The organism is Longirhabdus pacifica (assembly GCF_004115085.1).
Lineage (GTDB): Bacteria > Bacillota > Bacilli > Paenibacillales > DSM-105158 > Longirhabdus > Longirhabdus pacifica.
This window is the reverse complement of sequence record NZ_QXJP01000018.1, coordinates 1-20,191: the sequence shown is the minus strand read 5'-3', so window position 1 is coordinate 20,191 and position 20,191 is coordinate 1. Positions and strand designations below refer to the sequence as shown.

At 35.6% G+C, this 20,191-nt stretch carries 18 protein-coding genes; 15 read left to right on the top strand and 3 right to left on the bottom strand.

Going from position 1 to position 20,191, the window contains the following annotated elements; translation table 11 throughout:
• Positions 1-200 precede the first annotated feature (200 nt).
• The 5 genes from typA to D1Z92_RS12545 all read left to right on the top strand — a co-directional run bounded on the left by typA (position 201) and on the right by D1Z92_RS12545 (position 5,854).
• Complete coding sequence (gene typA, locus D1Z92_RS12565) at positions 201-2,039, top strand: translational GTPase TypA (RefSeq protein WP_128896028.1); 1,839 nt, start codon at positions 201-203, stop codon at positions 2,037-2,039.
• A gap of 163 nt (positions 2,040-2,202) precedes the next feature.
• Positions 2,203-2,562 carry a YlaH-like family protein gene (locus D1Z92_RS12560; protein ID WP_128896027.1) on the top strand — a complete coding sequence of 120 codons (360 nt, stop codon included), beginning with the start codon at positions 2,203-2,205 and terminating at the stop codon, positions 2,560-2,562.
• Between the two features lie 7 nt (positions 2,563-2,569).
• Positions 2,570-2,845: a hypothetical protein gene (locus D1Z92_RS12555; RefSeq protein WP_128896026.1), complete on the top strand. Its 276-nt coding sequence runs from the start codon at positions 2,570-2,572 to the stop codon at positions 2,843-2,845.
• A gap of 213 nt (positions 2,846-3,058) precedes the next feature.
• On the top strand, positions 3,059-4,399 hold the full coding sequence (locus tag D1Z92_RS12550) for a PhoH family protein (RefSeq protein WP_370741289.1): 1,341 nt from the start codon (positions 3,059-3,061) through the stop codon (positions 4,397-4,399).
• Positions 4,400-4,567: 168 nt separating this feature from the next.
• The gene (locus D1Z92_RS12545) at positions 4,568-5,854 is read left to right on the top strand and encodes an ABC transporter substrate-binding protein (protein WP_128896024.1); all 1,287 of its coding nucleotides are present in this window, start codon (positions 4,568-4,570) and stop codon (positions 5,852-5,854) included.
• Between the two features lie 86 nt (positions 5,855-5,940).
• On the opposite strand, the gene D1Z92_RS12540 is transcribed toward D1Z92_RS12545, so the two are convergent.
• Both D1Z92_RS12540 and D1Z92_RS12535 read right to left on the bottom strand, forming a co-directional pair.
• Positions 5,941-7,071: a coiled-coil domain-containing protein gene (locus D1Z92_RS12540; protein ID WP_128896023.1), complete on the bottom strand. Its 1,131-nt coding sequence runs from the start codon at positions 7,069-7,071 to the stop codon at positions 5,941-5,943.
• A gap of 57 nt (positions 7,072-7,128) precedes the next feature.
• Positions 7,129-8,067: a hypothetical protein gene (locus D1Z92_RS12535; RefSeq protein ID WP_128896022.1), complete on the bottom strand. Its 939-nt coding sequence runs from the start codon at positions 8,065-8,067 to the stop codon at positions 7,129-7,131.
• A gap of 299 nt (positions 8,068-8,366) precedes the next feature.
• Here D1Z92_RS12535 and D1Z92_RS12530 point away from each other — a divergent pair, with 299 nt between their 5' ends.
• On the top strand, positions 8,367-9,458 hold the full coding sequence (locus D1Z92_RS12530; RefSeq protein ID WP_164931610.1) for a class I SAM-dependent methyltransferase: 1,092 nt from the start codon (positions 8,367-8,369) through the stop codon (positions 9,456-9,458).
• A 35-nt stretch (positions 9,459-9,493) separates the two neighbouring features.
• Here the strand turns inward: D1Z92_RS12530 and D1Z92_RS12525 are convergent, their stop codons facing one another.
• The gene (locus tag D1Z92_RS12525) at positions 9,494-9,721 is read right to left on the bottom strand and encodes a DUF2626 domain-containing protein (protein WP_128896020.1); all 228 of its coding nucleotides are present in this window, start codon (positions 9,719-9,721) and stop codon (positions 9,494-9,496) included.
• 366 nt (positions 9,722-10,087) lie between these two features.
• Between D1Z92_RS12525 and D1Z92_RS12520 the strand changes: the two genes are divergently transcribed.
• The 9 genes from D1Z92_RS12520 to bshC all read left to right on the top strand — a co-directional run bounded on the left by D1Z92_RS12520 (position 10,088) and on the right by bshC (position 20,058).
• Positions 10,088-10,750 carry an RsfA family transcriptional regulator gene (locus D1Z92_RS12520; protein ID WP_128896019.1) on the top strand — a complete coding sequence of 221 codons (663 nt, stop codon included), beginning with the start codon at positions 10,088-10,090 and terminating at the stop codon, positions 10,748-10,750.
• A gap of 299 nt (positions 10,751-11,049) precedes the next feature.
• Positions 11,050-11,985 (top strand): 2-dehydropantoate 2-reductase, encoded by a 936-nt coding sequence (locus D1Z92_RS12515; protein ID WP_128896018.1) that lies wholly within the window; start codon positions 11,050-11,052, stop codon positions 11,983-11,985.
• Positions 11,986-12,128: 143 nt separating this feature from the next.
• Positions 12,129-12,512 carry a DUF3397 domain-containing protein gene (locus D1Z92_RS12510; RefSeq protein ID WP_128896017.1) on the top strand — a complete coding sequence of 128 codons (384 nt, stop codon included), beginning with the start codon at positions 12,129-12,131 and terminating at the stop codon, positions 12,510-12,512.
• A 161-nt stretch (positions 12,513-12,673) separates the two neighbouring features.
• Positions 12,674-14,398, top strand: a complete 1,725-nt coding sequence (locus D1Z92_RS12505) for a peptide ABC transporter substrate-binding protein (protein WP_240666722.1) — start codon at positions 12,674-12,676, stop codon at positions 14,396-14,398.
• Positions 14,399-14,508: 110 nt separating this feature from the next.
• Positions 14,509-15,450: an ABC transporter permease gene (locus D1Z92_RS12500; protein WP_128896016.1), complete on the top strand. Its 942-nt coding sequence runs from the start codon at positions 14,509-14,511 to the stop codon at positions 15,448-15,450.
• Between the two features lie 3 nt (positions 15,451-15,453).
• Positions 15,454-16,389: an ABC transporter permease gene (locus D1Z92_RS12495; RefSeq protein WP_128896015.1), complete on the top strand. Its 936-nt coding sequence runs from the start codon at positions 15,454-15,456 to the stop codon at positions 16,387-16,389.
• Positions 16,390-16,401: 12 nt separating this feature from the next.
• Positions 16,402-17,397, top strand: a complete 996-nt coding sequence (locus D1Z92_RS12490) for an ABC transporter ATP-binding protein (RefSeq protein WP_128896014.1) — start codon at positions 16,402-16,404, stop codon at positions 17,395-17,397.
• Positions 17,394-18,353, top strand: a complete 960-nt coding sequence (locus tag D1Z92_RS12485; RefSeq protein WP_128896013.1) for an ABC transporter ATP-binding protein — start codon at positions 17,394-17,396, stop codon at positions 18,351-18,353. The genes D1Z92_RS12490 and D1Z92_RS12485 overlap by 4 nt, the downstream gene beginning before the upstream one ends.
• A gap of 169 nt (positions 18,354-18,522) precedes the next feature.
• Entirely contained in the window at positions 18,523-20,058 is a 1,536-nt protein-coding gene (gene bshC / locus D1Z92_RS12480; protein WP_128896012.1) for a bacillithiol biosynthesis cysteine-adding enzyme BshC, read from the top strand.
• Positions 20,059-20,191 lie beyond the last annotated feature (133 nt).

Sequence of the window (20,191 nt, the reverse complement as noted above, 5' to 3'; positions counted from 1 at the left end):
GTCCTGAATTAGGCGAACTACACTATTATGACAAAATTCAACGACAAACGCAACGATGTTTGTTTTTTGTTAAGGAACAATAATTTATGTAATTGTTATTGTGCTTTTCGAAAGTTAATCATATAATATTAATATTGTATGTAGCGTCGGACAAACTATAACACCGGGGCTTATTTTTGTGTGGAAGGGACCAAAACTGAATGTATTCAAGAGATAAAGTTAGAAACGTGGCAATTATTGCCCATGTCGATCATGGTAAAACAACATTAGTGGACCAGTTGTTACAACAATCTGGTATTTTTCAAGAGCATGAAACGGTGCAAGAAAGAGCAATGGATTCAAATGATTTGGAACGTGAAAGAGGTATTACGATATTAGCCAAAAACACGGCCATTTCATATCAAGATTATTTCATAAACATCGTGGATACGCCTGGTCATGCTGATTTTGGTGGAGAAGTAGAACGTATTATGAAAATGGTCGATGGTGTACTGTTGCTAGTGGATGCATTTGAAGGATGTATGCCGCAGACTAAGTTTGTGCTACGTAAAGCATTGGAACAGCAACTGACTCCGGTTGTTGTTGTGAACAAAATAGATAGACCTAATGGTAGACCAGATGAAGTGATTGATGAAGTATTGGAACTATTTATGGAGCTTGACGCATCCGACGAGCAATTAGATTTCCCTGTCGTATTTGCTTCGGCTATCCAAGGTATTGCCAAGAAGGATCTTAATGAAGAGACGGATAATATGAAGGCGTTGTATGAGACGATTGTTGACTCTATTCCAGCTCCAAAAGACAATCCGAATGAACCTCTTCAATGTCAAGTCACGCTATTGGACTACAATGATTATTTAGGCCGTATTGCTATCGGAAGAATTAATCGTGGTTCCGTGAAAAGAGGACAATCCATCACAGTCATGTATGACGAAGGAAAGAAAAAGCAAGCGAGAGTAGAGAAGCTGTTTGGTTTCAAAGGATTGAACAGAATTGAAATAGAAGAAGCACAAGCAGGAGATATTATCGCTATTGCTGGGATTAAAGACATAAACATTGGAGAGACGATTGCCGATCCAGAGCAACCAGAGCAATTACCTCTTCTCACTATAGATGAACCTACTATGCAGATGACATTCGTGGTTAATAACAGTCCTTTTGCGGGCCGTGAAGGGAAATGGGTGACATCTCGCAAGTTACAAGAAAGACTGTTTAAAGAAATGGAAACGGACGTAAGTTTGAAAGTCATCGAAACAGAAAGTCCTGATGCATTTATCGTTTCCGGAAGAGGAGAACTGCATTTAGGTATCTTGATCGAAAACATGCGAAGAGAAGGCTATGAATTGCAAGTGTCCAGACCAGAAGTCATCATAAAAGAAATCGACGGTGTGTTGATGGAGCCATTAGAGTACTTGTTGATTGATGTTCCTGAGGAATCCATGGGCGCAGTTATGGAGAGTTTGGGAGAAAGAAAAGCGGAAATGGTCAATATGATTAATAATGGTAATGGTCAAGTTCGCCTAGAGTTCAAAATACCAGCTAGAGGACTAATTGGGTATCGAACTGACTTTATGACGATGACAAGAGGTTACGGTGTCATGAATCATGCGTTTGACTCCTATGCACCATATTCACCGGAAGGACATACCGGTAGAAGACAAGGTGTTCTTGTTTCCATGGAAAGTGGTCCAGCTACGATGTATGGTATGCTTTCTGTAGAAGATCGTGGAACGTTATTTGTTACAACAGGAACAGAAATTTATGAAGGTATGATCGTTGGGGAACACAATAGGGAAAACGATATTGTAGTTAACATTTGTAAGGAGAAACATTTAACAAATGTTCGCTCAGCTAACAAAGATGATACCGTGAAATTAAAAACACCTAGAATCATGTCACTTGAAGAAGCGCTGGAGTATCTCGAAGACGATGAATATTGTGAAATTACTCCTGAAGCGATTCGATTACGAAAGAAAGTATTGAATAAAAGTGAAAGAGAACGGGTAGAAAAGAAAAAGAAATTAGCTAATCAAAAATAGGCATTCAACAAAGAGTCTCTCTAACAGGAGACTCTTTAAATTCGTAACCATACTAATAGAATTCAAACAAACATAACAAACATAATAAACATAAAGAAGTGCTTCCAAATAGGGGAGATAACAGTTAAAATTAGTAGAGAGAAGATTTGGGGGGAGGAGCTTTATGCACATAGCAGCCAATACAGAAACAGTAGAAATACCGAAGTTTGATTTCGTAGATTTTTTTAGTGGCACCGATTCATTATTTGGTTTACAAATTTGGAACTGGGTGATTTATCTCATTATTTTTATCGGTGTTAGCTATATATATAACAAAGTGTTTCGTACACGTAAACTTCCTATATTGAAAAGCTTGATCGTATACATCATATTAGCAATGGGTTCGTTCTTATTATTAGTTTTTCAGTATGATGCTAACATCCCCATTGTGTATAGTATACTTGTAGCCATAGGACTCATGCTTTTAGTTAGGATAAGATATTTTGTAGAAGAGCGAAGAGAGAACAAGGTAAAGAAGGGATAGATTCCTGTTGGATTTAAATCAAGCGATATACAATTGGTTACAAATGAAGATTGTGTATGCAGCTCGTCCAGACGATGTATCTGCGTTGAAAACACTGCAATTTTTTGAAGAAATTTTAGTTGAAGATCATGTGGTAAAAAATTTAGATGTTCATTTGCTTGATGACGAATATATAGTTCGTTTTGAAAAAGACAGCACGCTCAGAGAGGAACATATAGATAAAGATAGGGCTGAGCAGCTGTTAGCTGACATTCAAGACAACCCCAAATACAATGAACAGTAAAGCCTAATCCAATTGGATTGGGTTTTTTTATTAATATTTGAGGAAGACAATAGTATAAAAAAGATACATCGGCTTTACTCATAAACAAAAAGCATACAAGTAAGTTTGTAATCATAATGTACAATAACGCATTTCCTTATTTTTATCAGTTACTTCTTACACCACGAGATGATGTTTCCAATAACCAAGCTTCAAATTCAGGAGGGTGTTAATTTGACAAATACAAAAATAGTGATATTGGATACCAACGTTCTTCTTCATGATCCAAATGCTATTTATGCTTTTCAAAACAATGAAGTCATTATCCCTGCAATCGTATTAGAAGAAGTAGATTCAAAAAAAAGAAATGTAGATGAAATTGGCAGGAATGCAAGATACGTGGCACGCTTATTGGACCAGCTAAGAAAAAAAGGTAAAATTCATGACGGAGTACTGTTAGATAATGGGGGAATGCTGAAAGTAGAGCTTAACCATCGTAGCTTCAGCAAATTACAGACCACTTTTTCTGAAATGACAAATGATAATCGCATTTTGGCTGTTGCCTTGAATTACCACCATGAACAATCTGAAAAAAACAATCCTAAGCCCGTTACATTAGTAAGTAAGGATACACTTGTAAGAATTAAAGCGGATGTGCTTGGTATTACGGCAGAAGATTATATGAATGACCATATTACCGAAAGATCTCAATTTTTCTCAGGTTATACTACACTTACTGTTCATCCTTCTGTTATCGATGAATATTATTCTTTTCGTAGCTTAAAGGTAAATCAGCTAAATTTAGATATAATTCAACTGTATCCCAATGAATTTGTAATTCTAAAAGATGAAGGAGGATCAAGTAAATCAGCTCTGTTAAAAGTAAACAGTAATGGTGATATGCTTGAGCCTTTATATTTAAGTAATGATCCAGTGTGGGGAATATCCGCTAGAAATGCACAACAGAGAATGGCACTAGAATTGTTGCTAGACAATACGATCCCTTTGGTCACCTTAACGGGAAGAGCGGGAACTGGAAAGACACTACTTACACTTGCAGCAGGATTAATGAGAGTGGAAGATGATAGATTATATAAAAAACTGCTTATAGGTCGCCCTGTAGTCCCTGTAGGGAAAGATATTGGTTATTTACCAGGAGAAAAAGAAGAAAAATTAAGGCCATGGATGCAGCCTGTATATGATAATTTAGAATACTTGTTTAATACGAAAAAACCAGGTGATATTGATAAAATATTAGCTGGATTAGGCAGCATACAAGTAGAAGCCCTAACTTACATACGAGGGAGATCGATTCCCGAACAATTTATCATTATTGATGAAGCACAAAATTTGTCCAGACATGAAGTGAAGACGATCGTTTCAAGAGTGGGTGAAGGAAGTAAAATCGTGTTGATGGGTGACCCTGAACAGATCGATCATCCATATTTAGATGCTGAAAGTAATGGACTGACTTATGTAATAGAATGTTTCAAGCAAGAGAAAGTTAGCGGCCATGTTACGCTAAAGAGAGGAGAAAGATCTCATTTGGCACAGCTGGCCACAGACTTACTATAGTCTTTCAAGAACGTAGCAGAATTAAGATTGAAAAAGGAGGCTGGATAGCAAATGATGTGCTATTTAGCTTCCGCTATATTGTATTGAGAATATATGTCCATAGGTGATAAGGAAATACATTCACATTGAGTTCGTTTTTTGCTAACATAAAGACAAGAGGTGTGGAAGATGAATTCACTTTCAAGATGGATATTATTTGTTATTTTAATTTTTTGTTTATTTTTCATCGTGTATCAAGATGAGCAGGGACAATCCATACCTGTAGGAACTTTTGAAGTAGACTTAGATGATGCAATGAATGTGAGTACAATGGATGAAGTAAAACAACTTTCCGTTACATTGTCTCTTTCAGTAGAAGAGTTTGCTGCATTACAAAGCATAACAGACAATTTTATGCTTGCGAATAACGATATACGTGTTGAATTAATTAATCTTGAACAAGTTGATGTATATGAAAAAATCAAACAAAGCCTTCTGATTCAAGACACCTCAGATATTGTACTGCTAGAAAATGATTGGATACGTGAATTTGCTTCTCTTGGTGTACTAGCGGATGCAAACGCATTTGGTTCTTTAAGTGATCTCATATATTCGCCTTTATATCCTTCTATTCAATGGAATGGGTACACTTGGGCAGTGCCAAAAAATATGGATCCTTATGTTCTTGTACTGAACGAAAGTAAGTCTCTGGAGTATGACATACCGCTTCCTATAAAAAATGCAGATGACTTTGTTAAAGTGTATACCACACTGCGAGAAGAGGAAGTTTACAAAAGTGGACTTTACGTTAATATACAATCTCCCTATGAACTTATCACATTTCTATCATTAATGGATAGTACAGAAGGAAATTTCAATCCATTTATTGAGCTCATAGGAGAGCAACAAGAAAACATCATCAATATGGAATATATGGCAGTAAATGATGTCTTCTCTTCATCAGAAGATGACGAAGTCCCACTACAAAAAATTAAAGATGGTACATATATGATGCAGTTCGTCCCTTTATCTGATTATATTAGATACGGCCAAGGAGATGAAAATGTGGTGATGCAGCCTGTTCCTGTATTTACATTGTTGGAAAATGAAATAGCTGGGTTTATGCACGGAACCAGTTATAGCATTTCTTCTTCTTCGTCAAATAAAGATGAAGCGATGGAATGGATATCCTATGTCACATCATCTACCTCAAACGGAGATTTATCAAATGTTGATTTCACACTTCCCCCAACTTCTTATACACCTTATGTGATGAAGTGGCTGCCTGATGAAGCAAACGTATTGATAGAGAGCATAGAAGAAATGGTAATGTTGCAGTCAGACCCCTATTTGGAAAGTCAAAAATACCAGCTACAAATGCAATTGCAGACAGCATACCGTAATAATGATGAAAGTGAAGAAGTTTGGAATGAAGTATTTAGATTATTACGTGAAGTACATTCTACATCATTTTAAATATTCCAAAATGTAAGTTTTTCTAAAATAAAATGGTTCCATCAGATATGAGGGTGTCATGCATAACCTATATCCGATGGAACCATCTAAAAGAATAAATCCTTCCAATCCATATTCACAGTAATGGAGAATGAGCCTTTTTCCATTGTGATGTTCGTGACAACAATACTCTCAACAAAAACTTGAGGATAAAAACTAAGGTCATATTGTGAAGTGAAATTTTCAGCTGTAACAGCAGGTAAAATGAAGTCGTTATATTTTATTTGTATGGCCTGAAATTGGACTTTATGAGTAGGCTCTTCTACAATGACTAATTCCCCTTCTAAGTACAATTTTACCCCTTGATCTTCTCCTTGAGCTATTAACTTATTATCAGAAAAACTGAATTGTAAGTTAGAGAAAATCTCATTTTTCGAAATAAAATATTGTTGCAGCTGATCCTCAGAAATGGTAAATGTAATTTCATTCCCATCAGTCTCTATACTGTCTTTATGTTGAAAAATTAATTCGCTAAAATCATTCATTGCGATAGAGAGTTGCTTGAAATAAAATCCAAACAAAGGTAGTCCTTGGGTTTCCCAGTTATGAATGACTGTATCCATATCTTTTAGAAAAGCTTCACTGTCTTCTAATCCGGAGACCTGAGAAGAAAATTGTTCTTCAAGGGATTGTTTTATTCGTTTTTGAGTGATGAGTTGTTCTTTTTTTAATGTGATTTCGTTATATGTAGTAATAAGTTGCTCTTCCATTCCTTCAAGTTCAGTTTGAGCCGTTTGTAACTTGTTTATTTTACTATCGTCATGTTGTATGATTTGTGAAGTGAATAGTAGGGTTTGAAAAGCTTCCGTTATGGACCCTGAAGATAGAATAAGTTCAAGGGGAGAAGGGCGATGACCCATATAATAAGCCCTCAAAATCTCTCCCACTTGTATGTGCAATTTATCTAGTACCTTTTCATGCTTATTCATTTTATCTTGTATAGTGACAATATTTTTTTCTGCTATGGTTTGTTCTTCACTTAAATTTGTAATTTCTCTTTCCATTTCATATATACTTAGTCCTGCTTCAAATAGATTTTCGTAAGACTCATCTGTAGGGACAGGATCAGTATATGCCATGTTCCTTTGTTCCAAAAGATCAGCAGTACTGTGTGCAGATGGAAACACGATTAGGAATATAAGAAGCAAGATGAGTCGTTTTAAATTATGCCGCTTCATACTTTAACCTCCAACATCACCCTTACTATATAAGTTGAATACATTTTTTTCATTTTTCTATTTTAGTAACAACAATATTTTTTCCCATGGCGTGGTTTGTTCTGGTTGTTTTATTTCCGTTAGCTTGATTTCATTTATGTTGGAATATGTTTGCTTCCAATTTACAAGCTGTTCTGTATTGTTATGATTAAAAGAAAGGCTGACTTCTTCGTTTATGACGTATCCTTCTTCATTCCATTCTAATGTGATCTGAAGTGGAGAAAGGAGTGAGATGTTGATCATACTTTCACTAAACTCCGTCATCCATGCTTGATCCAGCAAAGACACTGCAGGGTGATCCGCAATAGCTTCATCTGTTTTAAATTGTTCCATTGAAGTAGAAATTTGTTCTTGAAAGCTTGCAATAAACTGTGCCCACTTTTCATCTTTGACTTCAATTAACATTTTTGTTGTTGTCCTCTCTTCATTGCTGACTTCTGTGAATGTATACCATTCGCTAGGACTAGATTCTATCCATGATAACAATAACGAGGTAGATATTTTTTGTTGCTCCCTTAAAGGAGAGGCATCGTTCAAATAGGTTGAAAAATATTCTTGTTCCTCATTTAGAATTGGAAGTTGGAAATATAGTGCTCTATCATCTAGTAAAATATGAGCACGCTGTTGCTCAGTACTCGACGCTGCATTGACTATAGTAAAATCAGTATCTAGCCTATTTTCAGATAGATCGACGGTTCCATTCCAATTCGTTGTACTTTTTTCAACAAATTGCATCATTTGATAAGTAAGAGGTTGATTACTTTCGTCAAAAAGAGTGGATAAATTCGTTTGTAAAGTTAGCTCACCAAACACTTCATAACTAGTAGGTTGTTGTAAGTCTTCTAGAAACTGTAGTTTCATTTCTTCTTTTTTCTCCTCATCGCTTACACAACCACTGAAAAGAATAAAAGATATTGTTGCTAACATGATTAGTTTTGTGATTTTAGTTAATGTCATATGTAGTCTCCTCACTTTTGTATCCATCACGTTACATCATCATGTAAAAGAAATGACAGTCAGCATAATCATCATGTCATCTTATTCGTATATAAAATGAACAACTTCTTTCACTTTATATATGTTAATTATGATAAAGTATGTATGGAAATATAATTCAAAATGTAAAACACAAGATTGCATGCACATTTCAATACAAACCATGAAACATTATTTAGTGAATTTGAAATGTAATCATGAATCTTACAGTAAGTTTATTATACTTATTAACTTAGTCCATGAAAAGGGTGACGATGAAGATGGATGTTAAATACAGTAAAGAATTACAGCAAGTCATAAAAAACAAAATAGAGCAAAGTAATGGGAAGGCGATTTCTTTTAAGGATTATATGGATATGTGCCTATACCATGAACAATTAGGATACTATAGAAGAAATAAAATCAAAATTGGCAAAACGGGCGATTTTTATACAAGTGCCAATATAGGTGATGTTATGGGCAAAGTTCTAGCTAATATGTTTATCAGTTACAGCCACACCAATAACACCAAACCACTTCATATTATAGAGTGGGGAAGCGGTAATGGTAAACTAGCATACGATACGTTATCTGCTATAACAAGATTAGGTAGTCTTAACATAGTGTATCACGCAATTGAAAGTAGCCCATATCATCGACGATTGCAAAGGGATCAGTGCAAGGATTTTTCTAATTTCCATGTATATGACGAAAGTGAGTTTCTAGAACAACATCCAGCTATTGAAGGTGTTGTGATATGTAATGAATTGCTAGATGCCTTTCCTGTTCATGTGATAAAGAAAAAGCAAGGGGAAAACGTAGAAGTTTATGTTGCATGGGAAGATGAAGCTGGTTTTGTAGAAGTATACAGACCAATACAGAATGAGATTTTACGGTCAAAAATAGAGCACATTCATCTTATGGAGAATCAAAAGATAGAAATCAATCTCGCTGCTGAAACATGGATAGAAAACATAGGTAAGATAATGAAGTCTGGTTCGTTAATCATTATTGATTATGGGGATTTGCAAGAGCAGATCATTAATGAGGATAGAATGCAGGGTACCTTACTTTGCTATAAAGATCATATTGCACTGGATGAACCATATCAACATGTTGGTGATCAAGATATGACTTCACATGTGAATTTCTCACAATGTATGGATGCTGCAAAGCGAGCAGGTTTTATAGACCAGCACTATATGACGCAAAAAGAATTTCTTGTAGAGAATGGTGTACTGCAGTTATTGCAAGATCACGATGCTAGAGATCCTTTCAGCGAACAATCCAAACAAAATCGAGCCATCAGACAATTATTGTGGAGTGACCAAATGAGTGAATTGTTCAAGGTACTTATTACACATAAAAAATAAAAAGACTCGACACGATGTCGAGTTTTTATTTTTAGCTATACCATTCCAATGAACGTCCAATACGTAAAACCCATAAATGCAACGATCAAGTAGCTCCAGTAAATTAAAACATAAGCTTTTTCAGATAAATTTAAATATCCTAAGAAAACGAACGCTGCTGTTTGGAAAAAGAATAGCAAGGCCATCTCCGTCATATGTCCTGCCAAAGCCATTAAACCAATGACAAGGGTCCAAAATCCAAGCACTCTAAACATACGTGCCATGCCGCAAGCCCCCTCTCTAGCATGTATACAGTATTACCTACATTATACATATCGATGATCTACCTGTAAACGATACACCTTGACGAAAACATGAACTTTTTTAAAAAAACTATATAAGATCAAGAATGATATACAAGTTTACCCTCATCCTAATGAATAGAAATCGAAAAATAAAGCAAGCTATCTAATTTTGTCATTATGAATCTTTATATGATTACATTTTAGTTTTTAGGTATGATTAATACCCAATATGGAAATAAAAAATAGTATGAAGAATATATTCTATGAATTCTATCATAGGCATACAAATAACATAAAGAGTTTAGCGCAATGAATAATGTACTAAAGAAATAGGAGGTTTAATTTATGGCAGTAATGAGACAAGACGCCTGGACTGCAGATGATGATTTAATTTTAGCTGAGACAACATTAAGACATATTAGAGAAGGCGGAACACAACTAAAGGCGTTTGAAGAAGTAGGTGAAAGACTAGGAAGGACATCCGCCGCTTGTGGTTTCCGTTGGAATAGTTTCGTAAGAAAAACATATGACACGGCGATACAAATTGCTAAAGCGCAAAGACAGCAGCTAACAAAATTAAAGAAAAAGAAACCAAGTCAAAAACCAGCGGTAATGTTCGAGACTATGAATCAGCCGCAAAAAAGAAATCCAGTAGCGATAGAAGAAGAACATTTAACAGAGGAAATGATATCTGTAGATGCAGTTATACGATTCCTCAAACAGTGGAAAACGATGCAAAGTGACCAAGCTAGAATCGTTAAACAATTAGAGAAAGATATCATGCAGATAGAAAAAGAACGTGATGAATATAAAAAACATAATGAATATTTGCAACAACAAGTAGATAATGTACAAACGGATTACAGAGTGGTGAATGACGACTACAAAGCGTTAATTCAAATTATGGACCGTGCACGTAAAATGGCGGTGCTTACAGAAGAAACAGATAATAACAAACAAAGATTTAAGATGGACGCAAACGGAAATTTGGAGCGCATAGAACAGTGATGGTACTCCATCCAATTACCCTTAAAATAATTGGATATAATCTTATAGCATTCACATAAAAAGCTTCATATTTGAAGCTTTTTTATTATGTTGTTATTAACCTATGAAAGAAAAATAAGTATGTGTTTTAATAGAAGAATAAACAGACGTTCATTTTTGTTAATGTGGCATTGCAGATGCACTGGTAATCCATTAAAATGATAAGAAAATAACTTCATACATAAGATGAAGAAATGATTAATACAAGTTTATGAAAAAACCATTTAACTTATATAGTAAATAAAAAGCAGGTGGCAATAATGAAAATTGCAGTTATTGGTGGTGGAGCGGTCGGGTTATTTTTAACTGCAAAACTATCAAATGTAAACGAAGTGGATGTTGTTTTAATTACAAGGACAGAAGAACAAGCTGCATCTATTCAACATAATCAGCTTGTTTTTCAACATGGAAATCAACAAACGCATCTTCATATCAACACGTTACCTATAAGTAAAGCCTCCTCACTAAATGTGGATTGGATTCTATTAGCTGTAAAACAGCAACATATGACCCCAACATTCATAGAACAGTTAAAATATTTAATGCAATCACAAAGTAAATTGTTGTGCTTTCAGAATGGCTATGGACATATAGATTTATTAAGTGAAAAGATAGACGTAAACTCCATTTATGCGGCCATAACAACAGAAGGTGTGTTAAAGAAAAATAAAAATCAAGTTATACATACTGGATATGGGAATACGGTATTAGGACACTACATCAATAATAGTTTGAATGATGTATATCTAAATAAAATGAATGACGTACTTTCAGCAGCAGGAATATCTTCTTCGCTGTCGAAAAATATTAGGAAAGAAACTTGGCAAAAACTCATTATAAATGCTGTCATTAACCCACTTACTGGTATGATGAAAATAAAAAACGGTGATCTACTGACCAATCCATATGTTCACACACTAATGAAAGGTGTGTTCAACGAGGTGATGGTTGTTGCACAGCATCAGTATGCAGATTTGGAAAGAGATAAAATGTGGAAAAAATTAATTACTGTATGCAGCAATACTAGAGAAAATAAGTCCTCAACATTACAGGACATGTTGAATGGAAGACAGACAGAGTTGGAATGGATTACAGGCGTCATTATAAAATTAGCAAAATCCCACGGGATACAAGTGCCGATGAATGAAATGTTATATTGTATGATTAAAGGACTGGAAGCAGAACATCTTAGGTAATTTACCTACGTTGAAATAAAAACCAATTGAAATGTTTTTATATATGACATGAGAAATCAGTGGATGATGGTATTTATTAATAATAGTGCAAATATTTTGTTATTTATTTTGCAGCACATAAATGAAAATATGAAGGTGATTACATGAATTCTTTATTAGAAGCAGCAGCAGTTTTTTCAGTAGTACCGTTCATTACCTTTTTCCTCATTTGGGGAGGAATGTATTTGTGGAAAAGAGATGTTAAGAAAACTTTCATTTTGTCGATGGACATCACAACAGCTTTCCTTATTTTATCTGTTTCAGCACTTATTAACAAAGTTTATGATACTCCGGCGGGTATTTATATTATTTTCTTTATCCTGATTACCACATGTGCAGGGTTAGTATATCTACAGAAAAAAGTAAGAAAGAGTATAAATATAAAAAAAGCAATAAAGAGTGTTTGGAGGTTAAGTTTTGTTATTTTGACTGTAGCCTACATTATTTTGCTAATACCGGGAATTATAATAGAAATTAAAGCAGTATAAACATTCATCTCGGTGTAATGAGAGAAAATATGACACTGTTTAAAAAAATTGTCTTGTTTTTTTGGACTAATGATTATATAGTAAATGAAGAGTAAATTTTCAATTGTGGTCGTTTTCATTGACAACGATCAAAAATCAAATGTTTAAAGGGAGGAAATAGAATGAAAAAGGGGATCAGAAAGACATCTTTATTGCTTTTAGTCTTCGTATTAGCTTTTGGAACTTTTCTAGCTGCTTGTGGTGGTGATGAAGAGGAGAACGAGACAACAAATGAACAAACAGAAACTGAAAATGGAACAGAAGAAACTAACAACGATGAGACTACAGATGAAGGAAACATGGATAGTGACCTAGCGGAAGATCAAACGCTAAGACTTAATTTGGGTGAAGAGCCACCTACATTAGACCCTGCATTAGCTACAGATAATTCTTCAGGTAGTGTTATATCCAACGTATTGGAAGGTCTAACTGTATTAGATAAAGATGGCGAGCCACAAAATGCAATGGCATCTGATATTCAAATATCTGATGACAAAAAAACGTATACGTTCACTATTCGTGAAGGTGCAACATGGACAAACGGTGATCCAGTGACTGCAAATGACTTTGCTTACGCTTGGAAGAGAGTGTTAGATCCGAGTTTCCCATCAGACTACGCGAGTCAATTGTACCCTATTTTGAATGCTCAAGCTGTTAAAGCGGGAGAAATGAGTATAGATGAGCTCGGTATTACTGTAATAGATGAAAGTACTCTTGAAGTTAAATTAGAAAATCCAACAGCTTACTTCCTTGAATTAACGGCATTCTATACTTTCTTGCCAGTCAATGAGAAGGCAGTGAGTGAAAACGGTGACGTATGGGCAAATTGGACAGATGATGAAGGTCAATTTTACGTAACTAATGGTCCATTTAAAGTAGCTAGTTGGGATCATCAAAATAAAATAATTTTAGAAAAAAATGATACTTATTGGGATGCAGATTCTGTTAAGCTTCAAACGGTTGAAATGCTTATGATTGCAGACGAGAACACAGAGTTAACAATGTTTGAAACTGGACAGTTGGACTGGGCAGGTGCTCCTTATAGTGCGATTCCAACGGATGTACTTCCTTTTAAAAGAGATGAAGGTGTGCTAAATACTATTCCACAGGTTGGTATATACTGGTATAAGTTTAATACTAGTCAGCCACCTTTTGATAATGCTAAGATGAGAAAAGCTTTTGCATACACTATTAACAGACAGATGATCGTAGATAATGTTTCACAAGGCTTACAAACTCCAGCATTGGGTGTTTTACCTGAAACAATGGAGTTGAAAGCAGGAGGATACTTTAAAGATAATGATATTGAAACTGCAAAAACATTATTTAATGAAGCTTTAGCAGAAATGAATATAACTGCAGATGAATTACCTCCAATTACATTAAGCTATAACACAAGTGAAGGTCATAAAAAGATTGCTGAAGCAATTCAAGATCAATGGAAACAAGCACTAGGTGTTGATGTTTCTTTGCAAAATACAGAGTGGAAAGTATATCTTGAAGACATTAATAATGGTAATTTCCAAGTAGCTCGATTGGGTTGGATTGGTGACTTCAATGATCCTGTTACATTCCTAGACCTATATAAAGAGCTAGGTGGTAATAATGATACGCGTTGGTATAATGAAGAGTATACTACTGCTTTAGCTAATGCTGCTGAAGAGCCAGATGAAGCAAAACGCAATGAATTTTTAATGCAAGCAGAGCAAATTTTAATGGATGAAATGCCAATTGCTCCAATTTACTTTAGTACTCAAAATTGGTTGCAGCAGCCAACTGTTAAAGGTGCTTCTTTATCTGCTTTAGGTAGTTTGAAGCTGAAAAATGTATATAAAGTAAATGAATAAAATGAATTTATAAAAATAAAATACTTTTCAATCATTGAGGTATATGGATAATGGTCCATATACCTCAAAAATTGTATCTGAAGTGTTAGTAATTAATGGGGGTGTAACGTTTGGCAAAATATATATTACAAAGAGTGGTTATGATTTTCATCTCCCTTTTTATTATAGTAAGTGCTACTTTTTTTATGATGAAAGCTATTCCAGGTGATCCTCTAACAAGTGAACGTTCCGTTTCTGAGGAAATTGAACAGCAGTTACGTGCCTATTACGGATTGGACGAACCTCTATTTATTCAATATGTAAAGTATTTGAAGTCAGTAGCTACTTGGGATTTTGGGCCGTCCATGAAATATAAAGCTCAGACTGTAAATGATATTATTAATGATGGTTTTCCCGTATCAGCTTTACTAGGACTAGAGGCCTTGTTTTTAGCTATTGGGATGGGAATAATTTTAGGTGTTATTGCAGCCATGTTTCATAATAAAGTACCAGACTACATTAGTATGATTTTAGCCGTAATTGGCATGTCAGTACCCAACTTTTTGTTGGCGGCATTGTTCCAATATTATTTCTCTTTAAAACTAGGTATATTACCAACCGCAGGATGGGGAGACTCATTTGAACAAACTATTTTACCAGCATTTGCATTAGCTGCTTTACCAACTGCTGTTATCGCTCGTTTGACTCGTTCGAACATGCTGGAAGTATTACAACAAGACTATATGAAAACAGCGAAAGCAAAAGGTTTGTCCAGATTAGTGTCCACATTTAAGCATGCACTCCGAAATGCATTACTACCAGTTATAACTTATTTAGGGCCTTTAATTGCAGGTGTAGTAACAGGTGGATTTGTTGTGGAGAAAATTTTTGGTATTCCTGGACTAGGGATGCAATTTGTAACAAGTATTAATAACAGGGACTACCCACTTATTATGGGTACAACCGTATTCTATTCCATTATATTGTTAGTGATGGTGCTCATCGTTGACTTATTATATGGTGTAATAGATCCAAGAATTAAAGTTTCTGGTAAAGGTAAAGGAGGCGAGTAAGCCATGCAAAAAAATCCACATAAAGCTACAGACTTTCAGCCATTGACTAAAAATAAAGAATTAGATGTAATTAGTAGACCGAGTGTGTCTTTCTGGAAAGATGCATGGCGAAGATTACTAAAAAATAAACTTGCAATGGCAGGATTGATCATTATTGCTCTGCTAACTTTCCTTGCTATATTCGGTCCTTTATATGGTTCGTATGATCATAGAACTACTGACTTGGAAAATAAAAATTTAGCGCCGTCTTTTGAATCTCAACATTTATTTGGTACAGATGATTTAGGAAGGGACATGTATCAACGTATATGGTATGGTATGAGAATTTCCTTATTTATTGGATTATCTGCTGCACTAATTGATTTAACGATTGGTGTGATATATGGTAGTATCTCTGCTTTCTCCAGTAGAACAACGGATAATGTGATGATGCGCTTTGCAGATATTTTATCTTCTATTCCATATTTACTTGTTGTTATTTTGTTGATGGTTGTTCTGGGGGATAGCGTAAATAGTATAGTCAGGATAATAATTGCATTATCTATTACTGGATGGATTCCGATGGCTAGGATAGTGCGCGGTCAAATTTTACAATTAAAAGAGCAAGAGTTTGTTCTTGCAGCACGTGCATTAGGTGCTAATACAAAACGCTTGATTTTCAAGCACTTAATTCCTAACGCAATGGGACCAATTATCGTTACGATAACACTTACCATCCCATCTGCAATATTTGCAGAAGCATTTTTAAGTTTTCTTGGAATTGGTGTTGAACCTCCGGCTGCAAGTTTAGGTTCAATGGCAAATGATGGTTTATCTGCGATGAGATATTTTCCATGGAGAATGTTATTCCCAGCTTTGTTTATTAGTTTGATTATGTTTGCTTGTAATGTTCTAGGAGACGGTCTTCGAGACGCATTAGATCCAAAAATGAGAAAATAGGAGGTGGATAGCATGGGAAAATTATTAGAAGTAAATGATTTGGAAGTTTCCTTTAAAGTACATGGAGGGGAAGTAAAGGCTGTTCGTGGTGTAAAGTTTCATGTGAATAAAGGAGAAACAATTGGCATTGTAGGAGAATCAGGTTGCGGAAAGAGTGTAACGGCTCAAACCATCATGCGTCTTATTCCACAGCCTCCTGCCCGAATTAAAAATGGTTCTATTATGTTTAATGGTGAAGATTTACTGAAGAAAACGGAAAGAGAAATGCAAAAAGTTAGAGGGAAAGAAATTGGCATGATATTTCAAGATCCAATGACATCTCTTAACCCTACTATGACGGTCGGTGCACAAATTATGGAGCCGCTCATCAAACATCAAAATCTAAGTCGAAAAGAAGCGACAAAACGTGCAGTAGAAATGTTGGACTTAGTCGGTATGCCTAACCCAGAAAAACGAATAAAGCAGTATCCACATCAATTTTCTGGCGGGATGCGACAACGTGCCATGATTGCCATTGCACTTGCTTGTGATCCATCTTTACTCATCGCCGATGAGCCTACTACAGCACTAGACGTAACCATTCAAGCGCAGATTTTAAATGTAATGAAAGATTTACAAAAGCGCTTAAATACTTCTATTATTATGATTACACATGATCTTGGTGTGGTAGCCGAAGTGTGTGATCGTGTTGTCGTGATGTATGCTGGAAAAGTAGTGGAAGAAGGAACGGTTCAAGAAATTTTTAAAAACCCACAGCACCCATATACAAAAGGGTTACTAAAATCTGTACCTAGCTTAGATCAGGATAAAGATAAGCCGTTAGTACCTATTTACGGAACTCCGCCTGATTTATTCAGCCCTCCACCTGGTTGTGCTTTTTGTGATCGATGTGATTATGCGATGAATATTTGCAATAAACAAGATGCAGATAAGTATCATGTTAGCGACACACAATATGCACGTTGTTGGTTGTTAGATCCTGTAGCACAAGAGGTGAGATCAAAATGAGCAAACCATTAGTAGACGTTAAAAATTTAAAAATGCATTTTGATGTTGGCGGTGGTAGCTATTTGAAAGCTGTCAACGATATCAGTTTCCATATCAACAAAGGTGAAACGCTTGGCATGGTAGGTGAATCTGGTTGCGGTAAGTCTACGGTTGGTCGTACGATGTTGCGTTTGTACGAACCTACTAGTGGAGAAATGATATTTGATGATACGGATATTTACTCTCTTTCCAAGAAACAAATGAAAGATAAACGCCGTGATATTCAAATGATTTTTCAAGATCCTTATGCTTCGTTGAATCCAAGAATGACCGTGCTAGACATTATTGGAGAGGCATTGGATATCCATAATCTTGCTGCCAATAAGAAAGAACGCAAAGCGAGAGTAGAAGAGCTTTTGGAGCTGGTTGGGCTTAACGCTGAACATGCTAATCGTTACGCGCATGAGTTTTCAGGAGGTCAACGGCAGAGGATAGGTATTGCAAGAGCATTAGCAGTTAAACCTAAATTTATTGTTTGTGATGAACCTATTTCAGCATTAGACGTTTCTATTCAGGCACAAGTCGTTAACTTGCTGAAAGACTTGCAGCGCAAATTTGACTTGACGTATTTATTTATTGCTCATGATTTAGCCATGGTAAAATTGATTAGTGACCGTGTTGCGGTTATGTATTTAGGAGAAATCGTAGAGATTACGACAAGTGATGCATTGTATGCAAATCCTCTTCATCCTTATACGAAAGCGTTGATGTCAGCTATTCCAATACCTGATCCAGACGCAGAAGCAGATCGCGATCGCATCGTGTTAAGTGGTGACTTGCCAAGTCCTATTAATCCACCTAGTGGGTGTACTTTCCGTACGCGTTGTCCGATGGCAACGGAAAAGTGCGCAGAAGAAAAACCGCCACTTGTAGAAGTGAAGGAAGGTCACTGGGCATCTTGTCACTATGCCGAATAACATAAAATGGATTAAAATAAAATCGCCCTTGAGAGGCGATTTTATTTTTTCTCTTTGACTAACGGTTTGAAAACCATGTAAAATTATGATAAAGATGAATGAACACTTTACGATGTATATACCTTCTTAAAAAGTTATGATTATAAGTGTTTAGACAAAGGGGATAAAGATGAATACTGAGTATTCCATAAACGTTACAAAAAATAAGCTGGCAGAAGCCTATATTCATAATTTTTCCAATGTTGAATCGTTCTATGAATATAATATAAAAGATGCAGCGCATCTAGAGGAACGAGCAAATTGGCTTGATCAAGCCGATCACAAAAAGGCAGATCGAGATATGCTGGTGAAGGCACTACTTGCCTATAATACATTTGTAGACAACGAAGATGCAGCACTACAACATATACATGCATTAAAACAACATGATGCACTTGTTGTCATTGGTGGTCAGCAAGCAGGATTATTTACCGGACCGATGATGGTAATGCATAAGGCCATTACCATTATTCAGCATGCAAGAGCAGCAGCAAAAACATTAAAGAGACCCGTTATTCCAGTGTTCTGGATTGCAGGAGAAGACCACGACTGGGCTGAAGTGAATCATACATACGTAATGGATAAAAGTCAGCAACCATGTAAACTAACTATTGCTAAAGAAGACGAAAACAATCACAGTTCTATAAGCTACGTGGACATTCATGAAAATGAGTGGCATAAAGTCATAACAGATCTAGCGGATATTTTGCCAGAAACAGACTTTAAAGATAGTATATTGGATAAACTTTATACTTTTTCTAAACAATCTACTAACTTATCTGATTTTTTTGCTCGTGTCATGAGTTGGTTGTTCGGAAAATATGGCCTAGTGTTAGTCGATGCCGCAGATCAACAAATGAGATCACTACAAACAGAAATGTTTCTCCCTATGATACAACAGTCTAATGAAGTGAATGCATTGCTTTCACAAGTTCATGACCAGTTACAAGCAGCTGGCTTTCAGCCGGAAGCCAGTGTACAAGAACAAAGCATGAATATGTTCTTCGTAAAGGATGGTAAAAGGAAATTATTGTTTAGAGATGGTAAAGACATTTTTGATAAAAAGAAACAATGGCATCTAGACATAGCGCAGTTAGAGAAATATGCGACGCATGAACCATGGCTGCTGAGTAATAATGTCTTCACACGGCCTATCATGCAAGAATACGTATTCCCAGTGCTTAAAACTGTGTTAGGACCTAGTGAACTAGCTTACTGGGGCATGCTAAAAGATGTATTTCAGCAGTTTCAAATGAAGTTGCCTATTCTGATCCCAAGACAAGAATATACGATGGTGGAAAAAGCGATTCAGAAGCACATGACCAAGTATGACCTTACTGTAGAAGATGTGTTTTTTCATTTTGATGAGAAAAAAGAGGCATGGTTACGTAAAGAAGATACGTTACAGTTACAAGAAACGTTCGCTTCCATTAAAGCACAGTTTAGCGACTTGTATAACCCGGTAGTAGAAAATTTACAGCAAATTAATGAAGGTATTTATAAATTAGGACAGAAAAATAGTCAAAAAATTATAGAGCAGATAGATTACCTTGCTTCGAAAGCATATCATGCACAGCAGTCACAATCAGAGTCCTCTATTAAACAATGGAATCGTATACAAAACTCATTAATTCCTATGGGAAAAAAGTGGATCGGCTACACTTAGCTAGACAGAAAAATTAAGGTCAAGTAGACTAGAATTAATATATTAGAGGAGCGAGTTCTACAATGACCAAAAGAACAAGAAGAACATTTACACCTGAATTTAAACAACAGATGGTAAAACTTTATGAGAGTGG